This window comes from Mycolicibacterium lutetiense (assembly GCF_017876775.1).
Lineage (GTDB): Bacteria > Actinomycetota > Actinomycetes > Mycobacteriales > Mycobacteriaceae > Mycobacterium > Mycobacterium lutetiense.
Map to the genome: position 1 here is coordinate 2961676 of NZ_JAGIOP010000002.1, position 18993 is coordinate 2980668.

5 protein-coding genes are annotated in these 18993 nt (G+C 65.8%); 1 reads left to right on the forward strand and 4 read right to left on the reverse strand.

The window, feature by feature from the left end; all coding sequences use genetic code 11:
• Window positions 1–52: 52 nt before the first annotated feature.
• A complete protein-coding gene (locus tag JOF57_RS23630) occupies window positions 53–3043 on the reverse strand; it encodes an MMPL/RND family transporter (RefSeq protein ID WP_209920740.1) in 2991 nt (996 codons plus the stop codon).
• 66 nt (window positions 3044–3109) lie between these two features.
• On the reverse strand, window positions 3110–4531 hold the full coding sequence (locus tag JOF57_RS23635; protein WP_209920746.1) for a condensation domain-containing protein: 1422 nt from the start codon (window positions 4529–4531) through the stop codon (window positions 3110–3112).
• A gap of 283 nt (window positions 4532–4814) precedes the next feature.
• Here JOF57_RS23635 and JOF57_RS23640 point away from each other — a divergent pair, with 283 nt between their 5' ends.
• On the forward strand, window positions 4815–15854 hold the full coding sequence (locus JOF57_RS23640; RefSeq protein ID WP_209920762.1) for a type I polyketide synthase: 11040 nt from the start codon (window positions 4815–4817) through the stop codon (window positions 15852–15854).
• Window positions 15855–15902: 48 nt separating this feature from the next.
• Here JOF57_RS23640 and JOF57_RS23645 read toward each other — a convergent pair whose 3' ends face one another.
• Entirely contained in the window at window positions 15903–17651 is a 1749-nt protein-coding gene (locus JOF57_RS23645; RefSeq protein WP_209920764.1) for a DUF3556 domain-containing protein, read from the reverse strand.
• A gap of 107 nt (window positions 17652–17758) precedes the next feature.
• Entirely contained in the window at window positions 17759–18838 is a 1080-nt protein-coding gene (locus JOF57_RS23650) for an NAD(P)H-dependent amine dehydrogenase family protein (RefSeq protein ID WP_209920766.1), read from the reverse strand.
• Between the last annotated feature and the right edge of the window lie 155 nt (window positions 18839–18993).

Here is an 18993-nt window from a genome sequence, read left to right on the forward strand (position 1 = left end):
TTGCTTCGTTTCGAGTTTTCCATACATCACGCGTGCCCGCTTCCCGCCGTGGTCACGGACTCGTCGCCGGTGTGCGCAACGACTTCTGGTCGCCCATTCGTGACGGCCACCAGTTGGCCTTGCCGATGAGCGCAGCGATGGCCGGCACCGTGATGGTGCGCACCACGAAGGTATCCAGCAAGATGCCGACGCCGATCACGAAGCCGCCCTGCACCACCATGCCGATACTGGAGAACATGAGACCGGCGACCGAGGCCGCGAAGATGAGGCCCGCTGCGGTGATCACCCCTCCGGTCGAACTCAGGGTGCGAATGATGCCGTACCGAATGCTGTGCGGAGACTCGTCCCGCATTCGCGACACCAGGAGCATGTTGTAGTCGGCTCCCACCGCGACCAGCACCACGAAGGCCAAAGGTGGCACGCTCCAATGCAATTGCTCGCCGAGTAGCGACTGGAACACCAGGACGCTGATGCCCAGTGCAGCCAGATAGGAGATCACCACCGACGCGACGAGGTAGATCGGAGCGACGATCGAACGCAGCAGCAACATCAGAATCAGCATCACCACGACGAGGGTCCCGATGATGATGAACCGGATGTCCTGCTGGTAGTAGTCACGGGTATCCCGCAGCCCGGCCGGGAAACCGCCCATCGATATCGAGGCGTCGGCGAGCGTGGTGTTCGGCTGTGCACCCCGGGCGATGTCCTGGATCTGGTTGACCTGGTCCATGGCCTCGGGACTGAACGGGTTGAGCTTTGTCTGCACCAGATACCGCACCGACCTGCCGTCCGGCGAGACGTACGCCGCGGAGGCCTTCTTGAACTCCTCCATGTTCAGCACCTCGGGCGGGATGTTGAACCCGGCCTGCGCCGGATCTGCCGCGTCGTTACGCATCGTCAGCAGAAATCCCGAGGCCTGGTCCAACCCGGCGGAGATCACCTTGATCTGCTTGACGAGTTCGTCCACGCCACCGGCCACTTCGCGACTTCCACCGGCCAGGCGGTTGGCGCCGCTCTGCAAGTCCTTCAAGCCCGACTGCGGACCGCCTGCCTTGTTCATCCCCATGGCATTGGCCGCCTTGGTGACGCCGGCGAGTGCCGCGTTCAGCTTCTTGACCGTGGCGTTGAGAGTCTGCCCGCTGCCCCCCTGGAGCTGGTGCGCCAGATCGTTGATGTGGTCGAGGCTGCCGTCCTGGTTCTCGTCCATGAGCCGTTGCATCTGGATACGGCTGTCACTGCACGAGGGGTTGGCATCGCAGACCGCATTGCCGTTCAACGCCATCAGGACCGGCCCGATCCAGGCAAACATGTTTTTGACGGCAGCGAAGTTGACGCCCATGGAGTTGGACAACGCGTTGATGCTGTCGACCAGCTTGGCCGCGGTGTCGACGTCCCGCACCAGCTTGTCGCCACCGTATTCGGTGCGCGCGGAGGAGAACGCATCGACCGCACTCTGGAGACTGGGCGCAATCTGGTTGATCTGGGTGCGCACGTCCGCGAGGCTGTCGGCCAGCGTGTCGGCCCCGGTCGCCAGTCGGTTGAGGTCGCTCGAACGCTGGTCGATCTGGGTGGAACCGTCGGCCAGCCGGTCTCCGACGATGCCGGCCTGGAAGGTCGCCCGGAATTCCGCGGGTACCTCCCCCAGGGGCCGGGTGATGCCGCTGACCAGACCGACGTCCGGTAGCTGGGCGACACGCGAAGCCAGCTGCTCCAGGTCTGCGAGAGCCCTCGGGGTGCGCAGGTCGTGCGGCGACTGGATGAGGATGTATTCGGGAATGGACTGGGCGATGGGGAAATGGCGTTCCACCGCGGCGTACCCGATCGAACTCGGCGCCGACGACGCCACCACCTTGCGATCGTCATAGTTGTAGCGGGCAAAGATTGCGGCGCCGGCCAGCAGGGCCAACACCAGAAGGCTGGCGACGAGATGCGGAACCGGTCGGCGAACGATGCGGATACCGGAACGCCGCCAGAACCGGGCGGTCAGCTCGCGCCGCGGCTTGACCCAGCCGCGGGGCCCGACCAGGGCCAGGATGGCCGGTAACAGGGTCATTCCGGCCAGATACGCCACGCCGATACCGATCGCGGCCGACACCCCGACAGTTTTGAACACACCCATTTTGGTGAAGCTCAGCAGCAGGAACGTGAGCCCCACCGTCGCGGCAGATGCGGAGATGACCTTCCCGATCGACATCATCGCGGCCCGGACCGCCTGGTCGAAATCGTTGTCCGATCGCAGATAGTCGTGATAGCGGCTGATCAGAAAGACCGCGTAATCCGTGCCGGCACCGGCCATGATCGCACTCAGAAATACGACGGACTGGTTCGACACACCCGCGCCGGTCAGCTGCGAAAATCCCGCCACCAGTGCCTGCGCGATGAGCAGGGACGACCCGATCGTGATCAACGGCAGCAGCATCGTGACAGCGCTGCGGTAGACCAACAGCAACACGGCCAGGACCAGGACGGCGATCGCGATCTCGATCGGCAGTCGATCGTTCTCCCCCGCCACGGTGAGATCGGCGGCGGTGGCCGCCGGACCGGTGAGGTGCACGGCCAGCGGACTGCCGGCTGTGCTGAGTTTGACGATGTCGGAAACCCGGTTGAACGAGTCCATCGCCCGCGGTGTGCCCAACTCACCCACCAGGCCCACCGGAAGTACCCAGGTGGTCTTGTCCTTGCTGGTCAGGAACTGTCGCAGTTGTGGGGTGCCGATGAAATCCTGAACGCTCTCGACATCTTTCACGTCGTCGCGCAGCGCGTCCACCAGCTTGCGGTAGGTCGCCTCGTCCGAGGAGTCCAGCCCGTTCTCGTTGATCAGGGCCACCAACAACAGGTCGTTGTTGCCCGATTCGTGGAACGCCTCGGTCATCTTCTGGGCGGTGATGCTCGACGGCGCATCGTTCGGCAGGATTGCCAGCGGGTGCTTCTCGGCCATCTCGCCGAGGGAGGGGAACGTCAGCGGCAGGGCGATCAGCAGTGCGGCCCAGGCCCCGATCACTGCCCAGGGCCACCGCACCACAAAATCGGCTAACCGTCGCATGTTGCCCTCACCTTCATCTCGAAGGTGGAGCAAAGCGGAAAATTCATGACCATTGTTTGCTCTCCGCTACGCGACCCGGCCCCAGTGCCCGCTGTCAGCAACTCGTGACGACACCGATTTCATCGCCTCGAGGTAGCGGGTTACCGACTTCTCGGCGACCGGGTTGTCGGGATGCATGATCGCCATGACCGTGCCCTCCCCGTACCGGAAGATATAGATCGTCAATTGGTAGGAGAACCGGTTGTCCGGATACATACCGATGTTGTTCGCCAGTCCCATGTCACCCGCCGCGAGGATGGCGTTGAGCGGCGCAGCCCCACCGTGCAGAAAGTTCGATACCGGGAAGTTCGGCTGTGGCCAGTTCAGCCAAGGTGCCAACTCCAGCACGCGGTAATACGGAACTCTTGCCATGTCCAGGCCCGAATCGAAAGACTGCTGCGCCGCCCAGGCGGCGTCGCTGAACGAGGTCGCCGCCACCGGAACGGTGATCGGTATCAGTCCGGTGAACCAACCCTGTGTCATGAAATTGTCGCCGGCTGTGCGGGAATCCCTCGGCGTGAGGCCGTAATACGTGAGCGCACCGGTGAACTCGTGCTCCACCAGGCCGAGGCATGCAAACAACCCACCGACAAAGCGGGCGCCGGCCGCCGCGCATGCACCCTCGAAACGCTCCGTCTGCGCCGGATCCAACAGGACCTCAGTGGACCAGGCGCTGCTGGTCGACTCGTTCGGATTACCCAGTGGCAGTGGGAATTCCGGAAATCCGTCCCGGTTGTTCTCGGCGAAGTCGATCCAGGCACGCACGCCCGGCGATTCCAGGGTCAACGCCGATGTGTATTCACGCTCGCGGATACAGAAATCGTCGAAGCTACCGGCGTCAGGAAGCGTGAGGGCCTGACCGCTGCCGCTCATCGCGGAATACATTCCGTTGGCTTCCATCATTGTGGTGCCGATCAACGTCGCGTCTCCGTGGACGTGATCCATCGCAGCAAAGAAAGTGAAGTGGTTCTCGTTCTGGATGATGCCGAACGTAAAGCAGCCCCATTCCAGGGGATTCGGTATGGCCACAACGTGATCGTGAATTTCGTCGACGGTCAAGTTGCCATGGTCGACCGGCACAAACTCGATATCGGACGGGTTCTCCATTGCATGCCTGACGAATTGGCCGTCATCGCCTTCTTTGAACCAACTCCGGAATGTGTCGTGCCTGCGCAGGTAGGTATTCACCGCGTGATCCATGGCGGAGATGTCACATTGCCCAGCAACCTCACAGCTAGCGATGATCTGCCGTGAGAAGTTCAATCCCGCAGCTTTACGCCGGCTGTAATTACGCAGATGTTGGCCCTGCATGTAGCTAACCGGCACCGAGCTGACCGGTGCGTTTCTTGCCGTTTCCTGAGCCGCGGCCGTCGGATGCCAGGAGGTCACCGAGCCAGGACTCAGCGACCATTCATCAAGTGCGCCAACAGTTATCTTACCGATCCGCAAAACTCAGGCCCTCCCAGTAGTGCTCTGCGCGCGGCCGCTTCCGGGCCGGCGGGACCCCCCAGAGCAACAACATACCTGCCGATCCAGGGAGATGGCCCAGGGAGCTTGCCGAGGGAACTTTGACAGGGGAAGCAGAGGGCAACGCGGGGAACCTTGACAGGGCAAGGGGAGTCGCGCGCGCCACAGGTTCGCGTGCAATAGTGGGTCGGGTTGATCTTCAGGCGCTTTCGGGGGGATGCGCGGAGGTGTATTTTCTGCACGCCAATGCGAGGAGGCCAACGGGATGAAATCCGTTGCACATCCGAACGACCAGTCCGCACGCTTTGCCATCGTTGGCTACGCTGCACGCTTTCCAGGCGCCCCGGACGCCGACGGCTTCTGGGACCTGCTGCGGACGGGACGCGAAGGGATCTCGGACGTACCCGAAGACCGCTGGGACGTCGAAGAATTCTTCGATCCGGAGCCCGGCGTACCAGGCAAGGTGGTGACCCGCCGCGCGGGTTTCGTCGATGACGTAACCGGATTCGACGCGCCGTTCTTCGGCATGTCGACACGCGAGGTCAGGTTGATGGACCCGCAGCATCGACTCCTGCTGGAAACGGCCTGGCGCGCGGTGGAACACTCGGGTACCGCACCAACCGCATTGGCTGACACCAACACTGGCGTGTTCGTGGGTCTGGCCACCCACGACTACCTCGGAATGGCCTCTGACGAGCTGACCTACCCCGAGATCGAGGCCTACATGGCCATCGGGACGTCGAATGCCGCGGCCGCCGGCCGGATCAGCTATCGATTAGGTCTGCAGGGCCCCTCGGTCGCCGTCGATACCGCATGCAGCTCGTCGCTGGTGGCGATCCATCAAGCGTGCCAAGCACTCCGCTTGAACGAATGCGACCTCGCCCTGGCCGGCGGTGCGAACGTCCTGCTCACGCCCGCCACCATGATCACCTTCTCCAGTGCGCACATGCTGGCGCCGGACGGCCGGTGCAAGACGTTCGACGCGGCCGCCGACGGCTATGTGCGCGGCGAGGGCTGCGGCGTCATCGTCATCAAACGCCTCGAGGACGCCATCCGCGACGGTGACCACATCCGGGCCGTGATCCGCGGCAGCGCGATCAACCAAGATGGCGCGTCGGGTGGATTGACGGTGCCCAACGGCGTCGCTCAGCAGCGCGTCATCGCTGATGCACTCGAACGGGCCGGTCTGGAACCCAAAGAGGTCGGCTACCTGGAAGCCCACGGCACCGGGACATCGCTGGGAGACCCGATCGAGGCCCAGGCCGCAGGTGCGGCATTCGGCGCCGGACGCGAACCCGGGCAGCCATTGTTGATGGGCTCGGCAAAGACGAACATCGGGCATCTGGAGGCCGCCGCCGGAATCGCGGGCGTCATCAAGGTCGTCCTGTCGCTCGAGAACGAGTTGCTACCCCAGCACCTGCACTTCCAGAACCCGTCGCCGCACATCCCGTGGGACCGGCTCGCGGTGGAGGTCGTCAAAGAGGCCACCCCCTGGGAGCGCAATGGCACGCCACGCATCGCGGGTGTCAGTTCGTTCGGGTTCGCCGGGACGAACGCCCACGTCATCCTGGAGGAAGCACCCGAACCGGCGGCAGCGAGTCCGGTGGACCAGCCCAGACCGGAGCGGTTCGGCATCCTCCCCCTCTCGGCACACACACCCGCCGCATTGGTGCAGGTCGCTGAGCAATATCGCGATTGGATGAGCGCTCACCCCGAGGCCACCCTGACCGACGTGTGCCACACCGCAGGGGTCAGCCGGGCACACCTTGAGCACCGGGCCGCGCTCGTGGTCGATTCGAGGGAATCCGCCATCGAACTGCTCGGCGCGCTCGCCGACGATCGCCCGGCGCCGGGCTTGATTCGCGGCGAATCCCACGACAAGCCCAAGACGGCCTGGCTGTTCACCGGCCAGGGCAGCCAGTACGCCGGTATGGCCCGGGAGCTGTTCGAATCCGAGCCGGTATTCGCCGAGACGCTGAAGCGCTGCGCGGCGGCGATCGCAGACAAGCTCGACAAGCCTCTGCTGGACGTGATCTTCGATCTGGACGGCCCGGATGGCGCCGATGAGACGCTGCGCAAGACCTCCTATGCCCAGCCCGCCCTGTTCGCACTGGAGATGGGTCTGGCCCGGCTCTGGCAATCGTGGGGATTCGAACCCGACGTGGTGGCGGGCCACAGCGTCGGTCAGTACTCGGCCGCATGCGTCGCGGGCGTATTCGGTCTGGAGGACGGCGCCCTGCTGATGGCCGAACGGGGTCGCCTCTTCGGCAGCTTGCCCGCAGGTGGCCGCATGGTCGCGGTGTTCACCGCCGCCGAGCGGGTGGAGAGCCTCACCGACGAGTTCCCCACGCTGTCGGTCGCCGCCTACAACGGTGCCAACACGGTGCTGTCGGGGCCTGCGGAGGAACTGGAGAGGGCGGTCGCCGGACTCACCGCTGACGGTGTGCGGTGCGACTGGCTCGAAACCAGCCACGCCTTCCACTCGGCGCTGCTGGATCCGATCCTCGACGAATTCGAATCGTATGCAAACCGCGTCACTTTCAACGCACCACAACGGATTCTGATCGACAACCGCACCGGCGCGGCGCTGGGCAGGAGCGTGAAGCTCGATGGCGCCTATTGGCGCAGGCATGCCCGCCAACCGGTGGAGTTCGCCAAGACCGTGCGCACCCTTGCCGACATGAACTGCAAGCTGCTGGTCGAGATCGGGCCACGGCCGGTGCTCACCGCCACGGCCCTGGGGGCCTGGCCCGACCAGGCCACCGCACCGCGGGTGATCGCGTCGCTGCGCCGCAACACCGCCGACCAGCGGCAGATCACCGAGGCCGTCGCCGACGCGTACGTCTTGGGCCACCTGCCCGAATTCGGCGCGTTCCGGCACGCGAACGCACGGAAGCTCGATCTGCCCACCTACCCGTTCGAGCATCGCCAGTACTGGTATCGGGACAATCGAGAAGAGCCCAACCAACGACAGCACGTTGCCGGTCCGCGCACCCAGGCCGTTCGCCTTCTCGAAGACGGCCGCCTCGAGGAGCTCGCGACCCTGCTCGACGGCGCGGGCGGCGACGGTCAGACCCTGGATGTGCTGACCAAGCTCGCTGCGCAACACAACCGTCAACGATCGACCAAGTCCATCGCCGACGACCGCTACGAGTTCCGCTGGGAGAAAGCGGTTACTCCGCTGTCGGGCGCGGATTCCGGAGAGTCGTCCGCCTGGCTGCTCATCGGTGAGCAGTCCCCGGCAGTCCAGCCACTGGTCGACGTGCTGACCTCGCGCGGACAGCGGTATCGGTTCCTCGCGCTGCCGACGTCCGACGCAGACACCGATCAACTTGCCGACGCATTGCGCACTGCGGCCGCGGACGGTTCGACACTTCACATCCTTCACGTGGCAGCCCTGGACGGGGAACCGGAAGCCAAGACCGAGCCCTCGATGCGGTCACTGCTGCGGATGCAACACCAGATCCTGGCCGGAACGCGACGTCTGTTGCGCGCCGCGGCCGAAGCTGACCTGAGGGCTCCGATCTGGCTGGTCACCCGCGGCGCACAGCACGTCACCGATGCCGACACCGTGGCGCCCGAACAGACAGCCCTCTGGGGATTCGGCCGCGCCGCCGCGCTGGAGCTCCCGCAGCTGTGGGGCGGACTGGCCGACCTGTCGGACGGCAGTGCCGGCGAGTGGACCGCGCTGCTCAACCGCATCACGACGTCGACCGACGCGGCCCGGCGTGAAGACCAGCTCGCATTGCGCGATCAGGCGGTCTATGTCCCCCGGCTGGTCCGCCGGGAGGACCTGCCGAGCGGCACGCCACTGGAACTGCGCAGCGACGCTGCGTATCTGGTGACCGGCGGATTAGGGTCGATCGGTCTGGAGATCGCCGGATATCTGGCCGCCCACGGCGCCAAGCACCTGGTGCTGACCAGCCGTCGCGCCCCCAGCGAGGCCGTCGCGCAACGCATCGCGAAACTCAGCGACCAGCACGGGTGCGACATCCGTGCCGTCACTGCCGACGTCGCCGATGCGCACGACGTCGCACGCCTGTTGAAGACCCTGACTGCCGAGCTGCCGCCACTGGCGGGCATCGTGCACGCCGCGGGCGAACTCGGCACCACCCCGCTGGCCAACCTGGACGACGACGAGGTAGATCGCGTCTTCGCCGGGAAGGTCTGGGGTGCCTGGCATTTGAGTGAAGCAGCGGCAGAGGCGAAGCTCGACTTCTTCATCAGCACCTCGTCGATCGCCTCGGTCTGGGGCGGGTACGGTCAGACCGCCTACGGTGCGGCGAATGCCTTCCTCGACGGCCTGGCCTGGCGGCAGCGCGAGAAGAACATCCCGGGGACCAGCGTCAACTTCGGTCCATGGGCCGCGGGTATGGCCGACGCGGAGTCTCGTGCCCGGCTGGATCAGCGTGGTGTCCGGACACTGCCACCCGCCGATGCACTGGCCGGACTGGCCGACGTCGTAGCGGCGTCCTCGGCGGCCCAAGGAGTCGTGGCCCGGATCGACTGGGCCCGCTTCCTGCCGCTGTACCAGCAGGCGGGCCGGCGTGGATTCCTGGCCGAGCTGGAACGTGAGGTACCGGCACAACTCTCGAGCGCCACGCCCTCTACTGCATCCGGCAAGACGCAGCTGGTCGAGCGCCTGGCCAATGCCCCTGTGCAGCAGCGCAAGAAGCTCCTGACCGACCACCTGCGCGACGCGGTGGCAGAGGTGACGCGGGTGGACTCATCGGAGATCCGCGAGGATGCCGGGTTCTTCGACCTCGGCATGGACTCGCTGATGGCCGTCGAGTTGCGCCGCCGTATCGAACAGGGAGTGGGCGCGGAGATCCCCATCACGCTGGTGATGGACTACCCCCGGATTTCCGACGTAGCCGAATACCTGCTCGGCGACGTGCTCGGCCTCAACGAGCAGGCCAAGCCGACGCAACAACCGGCAGCAGTGACAACCCGCACCGACGAGCCCATCGCGATCGTCGCTGTGTCGTGCCGCTTCCCCGGCGCACCCAACCCGGAAGCCTTCTGGGACTTGCTGTCCGGTGGTGTCGACGCCATCCGGGAAGTACCCGAAGACCGATTCGACATCGACGAGTTCTACGACCCGGATCCCGAGGCACCGGGCAAGACCTACACGCGCTTCGGCGGATTCCTCGACGGTATCGACGGATTCGACCCCGAGTTCTTCGGCATCTCCCCGCGTGAGGCCGTCTGGATCGAGCCGCAGCAACGGCTGATGCTCGAAACGGTCTGGGAGGGGCTCGAGCGGGCCGGGTATTCGCCTGCCGCGCTGCGCGGCAGTCGGACCGGCGTCTTCGCCGGGGTGGCCGCCAACGAGTACGCGCACCTGCTGTCGTCAGAGTCGATCGACAAGATCGAGCCGTACTTCATCACCGGCAATGCCCTCAATGCCATCTCCGGCCGGGTTGCCTTCGCACTCGGATTCGAAGGCCCGGCAATGGCCGTCGATACCGCGTGCAGTTCGGCCTTGGTGGCGATCCATCAGGCCTGCCAGGCATTGCACTCCGGCGACTGCGACCTGGCGTTGGCCGGCGGCGTGAACGTCCTGCTCTCTCCGGTGACCGTCGTCGCCGCATCGCGCGCACGCATGCTCTCCCCCGTCGGGCGGTGCAAGACCTTCGACGCCTCCGCGGACGGCTACGTACGCAGTGAGGGCTGCGGCGTTCTCGTGCTCAAGCGGCTGAGCGACGCGGAACGCGACGGCGACCGGATCTGCGCGGTCATTCCCAGCAGCGCGGTGAACCAGGACGGCGCATCGAGCGGCTTGACCGTGCCCAATGGTGGTGCGCAGCAGCGGCTCATCGGAACGGCACTGGCCCGCGCCGGGTGGACCGGCGGGGACGTCGACTACCTCGAAGCACACGGGACGGGCACCCCGCTCGGCGATCCGATCGAGGTCCAGGCGGCAGCCGCCGCCTACGGCACCTCGCGTGATGCCGATCGACCGTTGCTGATGGGTTCGGTCAAGAGCAACATCGGCCACACCGAATCAGCCTCGGGCGCAGCGGGTCTGATCAAGGTCGTGTTGTCGCTGCAGCATGAAATCCTGCCGCAGAGCCTGCACTTCGAAAACCCGTCACCCCACATCCCGTGGGACTCCCTGCCGGTGCAGGTCGTGGACAAGGCGACTCCCTGGCAGACCAATGGCCGGCCGCGCCGAGCCGGTGTGAGCTCGTTCGGATTCACCGGCACCAACGCGCACGTGCTGATCGAGGAGGCGCCCGCACGACCGGTCGCTGCCGAGGAACTCCCGGCCGACGAGGCCGTGGCGGAATCGGCTGCTTCCGGCGAACAGGTCACGATGCTGCCGCTGTCCGCGCGGTCGCCGGAAGCACTCGTCGCACTGGCACAGCGTTACGAAACGTGGCTGAGTGCCCACCCGGACGCCGACCTCACCGACGTCTGCCTGACCGCCGGAACAGGACGCTCGCACTTCGAGCATCGGGCCGCGCTGGTCGTGGATTCGATCGAGGAGGCCCGCCAGGGGTTGGCCGACATGGCCGAGAACCGGACCCGACCGGGCCTGGTGCGCGGTGAGCACACGAACCAGCCGACCACCGCATGGCTGTTCACCGGGCAGGGCAGCCAGTACCCGGGGATGGCGCGTGAGTTGTTCGACACCGAGCCGGTTTTCGCCGCGACCGTGACGCGGTGCGCCGACGCGATCCAGAGCATGCTGCCGCGTCCGTTGCTTGAGGTGATGTTCGCCACCGGTAGCGGTGCTGCAGAAAGCCTGCGGGACACGTCCTATGCGCAGCCGGCGCTCTTCGCTGTCGAGATGGGCCTGGCTCGGCTATGGCAGTCATGGGGAATCGAAGCCGATGTCGTGCTGGGCCACAGCGTGGGCCAGTACGCAGCGGCCTGCGTCGCTGGGGTTTTCAGCCTGGAGGACGGTGCCCGGCTGATGGCCGAGCGCGGCCGCCTGTTCGGCAGCCTGCCCGAAGGTGGACGGATGGTGGCGGTATTCGCCGACCCCAAGCACGTCGAGGAGATCGCAGGAAAATTCCCGCGGGTGTCGGTCGGCGCCTACAACGGGCCCAACACCGTGCTCTCGGGCCCCGGTGACGATCTCGAGGAGATCGTCACCCGGTTCGGTGAGGACGGGATCCGCTGCACCTGGCTGCAGACCAGCCACGCATTCCACTCGGAACTGCTGGATCCGGTACTCGACGAATTCGAGGCGTACGCAGCGCAGGTGCAGTTCGCCACGCCGACGCTCCCCCTGGTCTGTAACCGCACCGGAGCCATCCTGACGGCCCAGACTCCGCTCGATGCTCAGTACTGGCGCCGACATTCGCGTCAGCCCGTGCAGTTCTCCGAAAGCGTGCGTACGGTCGCGGCGCTGGGCTGCTCGGTACTGATGGAGATCGGTCCGCAACCGGTACTGACCAGCGCGGCGGTACAGGTATGGCCTGAGCACCTGGCCGCACCGCGGGCGATCGTCTCCCTACGCAAGGGCTTCGGTGATCGGCGCCAGGTCGCCGACGCACTGGCCGCAGCCTACGTCGGCGGCCTCCGGCCCGACTTCGCAGCGGTGCAACGCCGGCCCGGCCACAAGATCGAGTTGCCGACATATCCGTTCCAGCACCGCCGCTTCTGGCCCAAGTCGGCCGGGATCGCCGTGGACGGAGGCATGGGGTCGGCCGTTTCGTCCGGGATCCTGGGAAGTGCAAAGGATCTCGCGTCGGGCGACTCGGTCTACACCAGCAGGTTGTCCGTCAGATCCCAGCCCTGGCTGTCCGATCACGTCATCTACGGCACCGTCGTCGTCCCCGGTGCGACGTATGCCGCGATGGCGCTGGCCGCGGTCGGCACCCCAGCCCGGGCTCGAGACGTCTTCTTCTACGAGCCGATCATCCTGCCCGAGAAGAGTTCCCGCGAAGTGCAGCTGACCCTGCATCCGTTGGACGACGGCGGTGGGTGGAAGTTCCAGGTTCACAGCCGCCCCTACGGGGAACGCGACACCGACTGGTCGCTGAATGCCGAAGGCACCGTGGTCGCCGGCTTGGACGACAGCACCGAAGAACCCGCCACCGAGGACGATCCGATCGACGAGACGATCGAGCGGCTGAACCGGATGCGTCCGCAGGAGCTGTTCGAGACCTTCGCCGATCTGGAGTTGGCCTGGGGCCCAACCTGGTCGGGCTCCCTCAAATCACTGTGGCTCGGTGAGGGCGAGGCGATCGGCGACATCCTGGTCGGCGAGGAACTCGCCGAACAACTCGGAACCGAGCCGATGCACCCGGTCCTGATGGACCTGTGCACGGGTGTCGCCTTCCCGGCGTTCCCGGCGCTGCTCGCCGCCGAACAAGGTGTCAACGATCTGTTCCTGCCACTGCGGTACGGGCAGGTCACGTTGAAAGAGAAGATGCCCCGGCGGTTCTACTGCCGCGCGAAGTGGCACGAGAGCCCCCTCGACAGCGAGACCCAGGTGTTCGATCTCGACTACATCGATCGGGATGGCCGCCACCTTGGCGGTATTCGCGAGTTCACCGTCAAGCGCGCACCCCGCGAAGCATTGCTGCGTGGTCTCGGCGGCGACGCCACCCGGCTGCTGTACACCCTGGGCTGGCATGAGGTCCCGGTACCGGTATCCGACGATGGTGCGGCCGAAAGCGCCAGTGGCACCTGGCTGATCGCCGGGTTCGACGAGCTTGCCGCCAAGGTTCCGGGCTGCATTCCCTTCGATCGCAACACCGGTCAGCAGCTGGGCGAGGTGCTGGCTGAGGCCAAGGAGCGCGGCCTGCCGTTCTCCGGCGTCGTCTGGCGGGCGAGTGCGCCGGGTACAGCAGAGGCCGGCGCTGACAGCCAGGCGCGACTCGAAGCAGAGATCGCCAACCTGCTCGGCGCGGTGCACGCCGTGCAGGGCGGTTCACAAAACGGCGGCGTGAAACTTCCGAATGGGTTGTGGATCGTGACCGAGCGCGCCGTGGCCACCGAATCGGGTGAGCCGGTGGATCCGGTGCAGGCGGCACTCTGGGGATTCGGGCGCACCACGATCAACGAGGAACCGGCGCTGCGCGCCAAGCTCGTCGATTGCGACGGATCGCCGGAGGCCGTGCAGGCCCTGGCGAATCTGCTGGCCACCCCGGTTGATGAGCCGGAACTCGCAGTGCGGCAAGGGAAACTGCTGGCATCGCGGTTGCTACCGTGGGCACGCAGCGGACATCTCACGGTGCCACGCGGGAGCGATTACGTCCTCGCACCCACCGAACGCGGTGCCATCGACAACCTGCGGCTCACCGAGAAGGAGGTGCCGCCGCCGGACGAGGGTTACGTGCAGGTCCGGGTGGAGGCCGCGGGCCTCAACTTCCGTGACGTGCTCAACGTCCTGGGTCTCTACCCGGGTGATCCCGGACCGATCGGCGGTGACTTCGCCGGTGTTGTCACGCAATTGGGCGAGGATGTCACCGGGCTCGAGGTCGGGCAGCGCGTCTACGGCTCCATGCAGGGCGCCTTCGCCAGTCGGTTCAACGTGCCGGCCCAGTTCCTGGCGCCGATCCCGGACGGGGTGAGCGCGGTGGAAGCCGCGACCATTCCTGCTGCGGCGCTGACGGTTCGACTGTCGTTCGACTGGGCGCAACTGAAGCCGGGCGACAAGGTGCTGATCCACGCCGCCAGCGGCGGTGTCGGGTTGGCGGCCGTTCAGATGGCCCAGCAGTTCGGGGCCGAGGTGTTCGCCACGGCCAGCACGTTCAAACGCGCAACCCTGCGCAAGCTGGGCGTGAAGTACGTCTACGACTCGCGGACGACAGATTTCGCCGATCAGATCCTGGCGGACACCGACGGCGCCGGCGTGGACGTGGTGCTCAACAGCCTGACGAGTGAGGGCTTCATCGAGGCGACGCTGAAGGCCACCGCCCAGAACGGGCGCTTCGCCGAGATCGCCAAGCGCGACATCTGGTCACCGGAGAAGATGGCCGAGGCCCGAGCCGACATCGACTACGAGATCGTCGCGTTGGACACGGTGATGTTCACCGAGCCCGATCGCATTCGCGACTTGCTCGTTGAAATTTCGGAGGGACTGGCCAATGGCCAGTGGACGCCGCTGCCGGCGGAGATCTACCCACTGACCGAGGCGAGGGCCGCGTTCCGCCGCATGCAGCAGGCTCGGCACATCGGCAAGATCGTGGTGCAGATCCCGAATCCGCTGCAGCCCAAGGCTGATCGGAGCTATCTGATCACCGGTGGCCTCGGTGCCATCGGCCTACATACGGCGTCCTACCTGGCCCAGCTCGGTGCCGGCGACATCGTGTTGACCAGCCGGCGCGCACCCGATGCGGACGCGCAGAAGTTGATCGAGGAGATCACCGAGCGGTGCAAGACCCGTATCCACGTGTTCACCGCCGATGTCGGCGAGGAATCCGAGGTGGCGAAGCTGTTGGAGCGGATCCGTACAGAGGTCTCGCCGCTGGCCGGCGTGGTCCATCTGGCGGGTGTGCTCGACGACGCGTTGCTGGGTCAGCAGAGCATGGAACGGTTCCGGACGACACTGGCGCCCAAGGCCTTCGGCGCCGAGCATCTGGACCGGTTGACCAAGGACGACGAACTGGACTTCTTCATCGTGTCCTCCTCGGTGTCCAGCTTGTTCGGTTCACCCGGGCAGTCCAACTACGCGACGGCCAATGCATTGCTCGACGGCCTGATCGCGCAGCGCCGGGCGCAGGGCTTGCCGGCCACCGGCATCAATTTCGGCCCCTGGGGTCAGGGCGGCATGGCCTCTTCGGAGGCGGCCACCGCCAATATCAGTGCGCAGGGCCTGATTCCGCTGGATCCTTCGGGGGCGCTCTCCGCCCTCGCCGAAGTTGTCGCCAACGGCACCGGCCAGGCGGCCGTCATCAAAGCCAACTGGCAGCGGGCCGCGAAGGTGCTGGGAAGTTCGCGTCCACCGATCCTCGATCTGGTGTTGCCGAGTGCTGTCGGTGAGATCGTCGGCGACAGCGAGGTTCTCAAGCAGCTGCTCGAGATCCCGGTGCCGCAGCGGGCCGGGTTCGTGACCGAGTTCCTGCAGAAGGAGGTGCAGAACTTCCTGCGCCTCGCCTCTCCGCCTGCCGCGACCAGCCGCTTCCTGGATCTCGGCACGGACTCGCTGATGGCGATCGAACTCCGCAACCGGCTGCACACTCAGTTCGGCGGAAAGTTCACGCTCAACGCGACCGCGGTGTTCGACTACCCGAGCATCGGAGGGCTGGCCGAGTACCTCGTGGGTCAGCTGCCCGATGCGGAGCCGGCGGAGGCTCCAGCTGAACAGGAAGCGCCGCAGGAACCGGCCTCAGTAGGGACCTAGCCTCGCGAGCAGACGCTGCGGTACCCGACAACGCGAGTTGTCGGGTACCTATGCGCCTGCTCGGCGGACGGGGCGGCGAGGGTCGACGCGCACTGGAAGGTCATCCGCCCAGGGCTGATTGACCACCATGTCGTCGACGTCGACGCAGCCCCGCTCGAACTCGCCGGTGGCGGCATCGACGAGCCGGTACTGCTGTCGCCTGACGTGAATCGGTTGTGAATCGAGGATCACCACGCGGACCTCTCCAGGGTCGAACCCGCAGCGCCGCTGCATCGCCTCGATCAGTCCCTCGTTGTGCATGTGGCCGTCACCGAAGTTCCAGCCGAGGAGCATCGCGCAGACCTGCTCGCCCTCACACAGGTTGTAGTCGGCTTCGACATGGTCGGCCATGGCCCGATGCGCCAACGTGAACAATGCGCGCCCGTGGGTGTTCATGCCGCGGAAGGCGTAGCCGAGATAGGTGATGATCTGGGGTGATTCGCCGTCGTCGTACAACCGCTCCAGTTGCAGGTGGTACATCGGGCCGAGCGCTCGCGACCCCGTGCGCAACTTCTCGTCGGCCGACGGCTTCACGCACCACACCGTGGTGTCCCAGTTACCCGCGTAGTACCTCATGCCGGGCAAGAAGGAAATCTTGTGCGGGAACAGGTTTCCGAGCACCACAATGCCCACGAGCACGACGAACAGGGTCGCCACCGGCCAAGGTTCGCCAAGATCGGACAGCCCGATGCCCGCATGGCCGACGAACAGCCACAGCACCCCGAAGATCATGAAGACATTCCATTCGAGCGGAACACCCATCGGGAACGACAACAGGATGTTCAGGTGGAACATGACCATCACGAACGCCGCGATCGCGGTGGGCCAACCGCCGTGGGAGAAGAACAGCACCAGCGGCACCAACCCTTCCACTGCCGTCGAGAAATGCGCGATGATGCCCGCGGCACGGCTGGGTCTCAGGTCGTCCGGATATCGCTTGAACATCGAGCGCTTCAGAATCCCTGGCGGGACAAAGGGATTGTTCGCCAACATCGTCGAGATCACGAAGGGAAAATGAGCGTTGAGCTTGCTGGTGGCGGCGCCCAGCCAGAGGACCAGGAAGACCACCTTTGCGCCGACGACGATGTCCGTCCCGACGAACAGGAACACCAACGCCAGTGGCGCGTACACCTCGCCGCGGGCCGCGAGATAGATGACTTTGTCGCGCAACCCGAGCAGCGCCAGAACGGACAGCACCGCGACGGTGTGCCACCACGGCAGCACACCGATCTCGGTGTCCAGGGCGGGAATTGGGCCGGCCCCATCGGACAGCAGCGCCGTCACGAGCAACATGAGCAGGCCAGCGTACAGCGCCACATCGATCAGGGATCTGTTGTCGCCCCTGGTCAACGGCATCCGTGCCGGCCATGGCGGCAGCCGTACGGTGCCGGGCCGCAACCAGTACAGGATCGATCCCATCGGCGGGAAGTAGCGGCCCGCCAAAGGTCCGAAACAGCAACCGAGCCCGACGACTTCGAACAACATTGTGAACAGGACGGCCTTCTGGAAGACGATCGGCTCCGACCACCAGGACGCGACGTTGGCGAATCCGTCAATGCCCCGCGTCGACAACGCGAACAACCACGCGCCGAGGACGTACAGCACGATCTTCACGCCGTACATCAGCGGCATCACCAACGGTGTGCCGAAACCGTTCTCTGCGATGTGCCGCGCCATCGGCACGATCCGCTCGGCGCGGGTGCCCTTGCTCCACTCGGCGGCATCGACGACCGGCAGGTTCGGCTGGAGAAACCCCATGCCGGAATGTTCCGCCTCAGCGCATAATCGCGCGGCCCTTTCTCTGCGCGGGCCGAGGAGTTGCTTGCGTCAGCAAGCGCGCCGCCCCTGTTGGTCGAGCAGGAGCGTCAAATCCAGCGGGTGGCCTCGACCTCGGCGGGCAGCGGCGGGTGCAACGGCACGTCGAGGCCGTCGTAGATGCCGGGCTTCTGGGTGGCCAGCCAATCGATCGCGCCGAGCAGCCGGTTGGCCGCGGTGGTGTTGCCGCCGTCGGCGCGAGTCCCGCCCGGCACATCGGCGCGCACCACCATGGTCAGCTGCGGATCGCCGTCGATGATGACGCGATGGTCGCCGACGCCCTCGTCAGGCTCCGGCCAATCGGGTGCGCAGGCCGGGTCGATGCGGGTGATGTGCTCGATGATGACCCGCTCGACGCCGTTGGCCCAGCCGATGACCTGGAGCCGGAACGCCCCCTGGGTGCCGGCCTCGAACCGGCCCATGACGTTGTCGACGGCCTCGGTCAGCGGCAGCCGTTCGACCGTCTCGGTGATGTCGTCGATCTCCAGGCCCAGCCCGCGGCCGATGAGCCGGACATTGCCGCCCCAGACCATGGTGGGGATGGACGGCAGCAACATCATCGGCGTCTCGTCCATCGGCCCGCCGAAACCGCAGAGCACCCGCACCGAGTGCGGCTGGTTGTAGGTGGAGTAGTCGAAGATCTCCTGACACCGGACGGTGCGGATCCGGGTACACAGCCCGGCGGCGATGACCGCCAGTGCGTCGTTGCCCCAACCCGGGTCGACGCCGCTGACCAGAAGCGCGGAGTTGCCGGTGGCCGCGGCGTCGGTGAGCCGCTCGACCCACTCGGCGGGGGCCGACGCCGGGTCATAGAGCAAGTACAGCGACGGCGTCACCACGTGTTTGCCCGCGCGCAGGCATTGCTCGATTTCGGCGAGGGCTTCCTCCGGACGGATATCGCCGGAGGACATATAGGCAACCGCGTCGCACTGGGCGAGGGCCGCGTCGACATCGGTGGTGGCGGTGACTCCCGTCGGGGCGTCGAGGTTGGCGAACGTCGCAGCATCGCGACCAGCCTTGTCCTCAGATGAGGTGATGACTGCCGCCAGTTCGAGCCCCGGGAATGCCGTGGCCGATCGGATAGCCGTTGCACCCATGTTTCCTGTACCCCACACCGCGATTCGACGCATCCGCCCACCCTAATGGCGATATTCGTGAGGATCGTCACAATGTGATGAAACCGCAGGCCAAAGACATTTCGGCGAGGGGGTACAAGCCTCGATCAACCGCTGGGTTGGTTGGCCTCCAAAAATTGCTCGCAGTCTCTTTGCGTTGAAGTTACCGA

Coding starts and splice junctions, on each gene's coding strand:
- JOF57_RS23630 (WP_209920740.1), bottom strand. CDS start 3,043: ATGCGACGGTTAGCCGATTTTGTGGTGCGGTGGCCCTGGGCAGTGATC.
- JOF57_RS23650 (WP_209920766.1), bottom strand. CDS start 18,838: ATGCGTCGAATCGCGGTGTGGGGTACAGGAAACATGGGTGCAACGGCT.
- JOF57_RS23640 (WP_209920762.1), top strand. CDS start 4,815: ATGAAATCCGTTGCACATCCGAACGACCAGTCCGCACGCTTTGCCATC.
- JOF57_RS23645 (WP_209920764.1), bottom strand. CDS start 17,651: ATGGGGTTTCTCCAGCCGAACCTGCCGGTCGTCGATGCCGCCGAGTGG.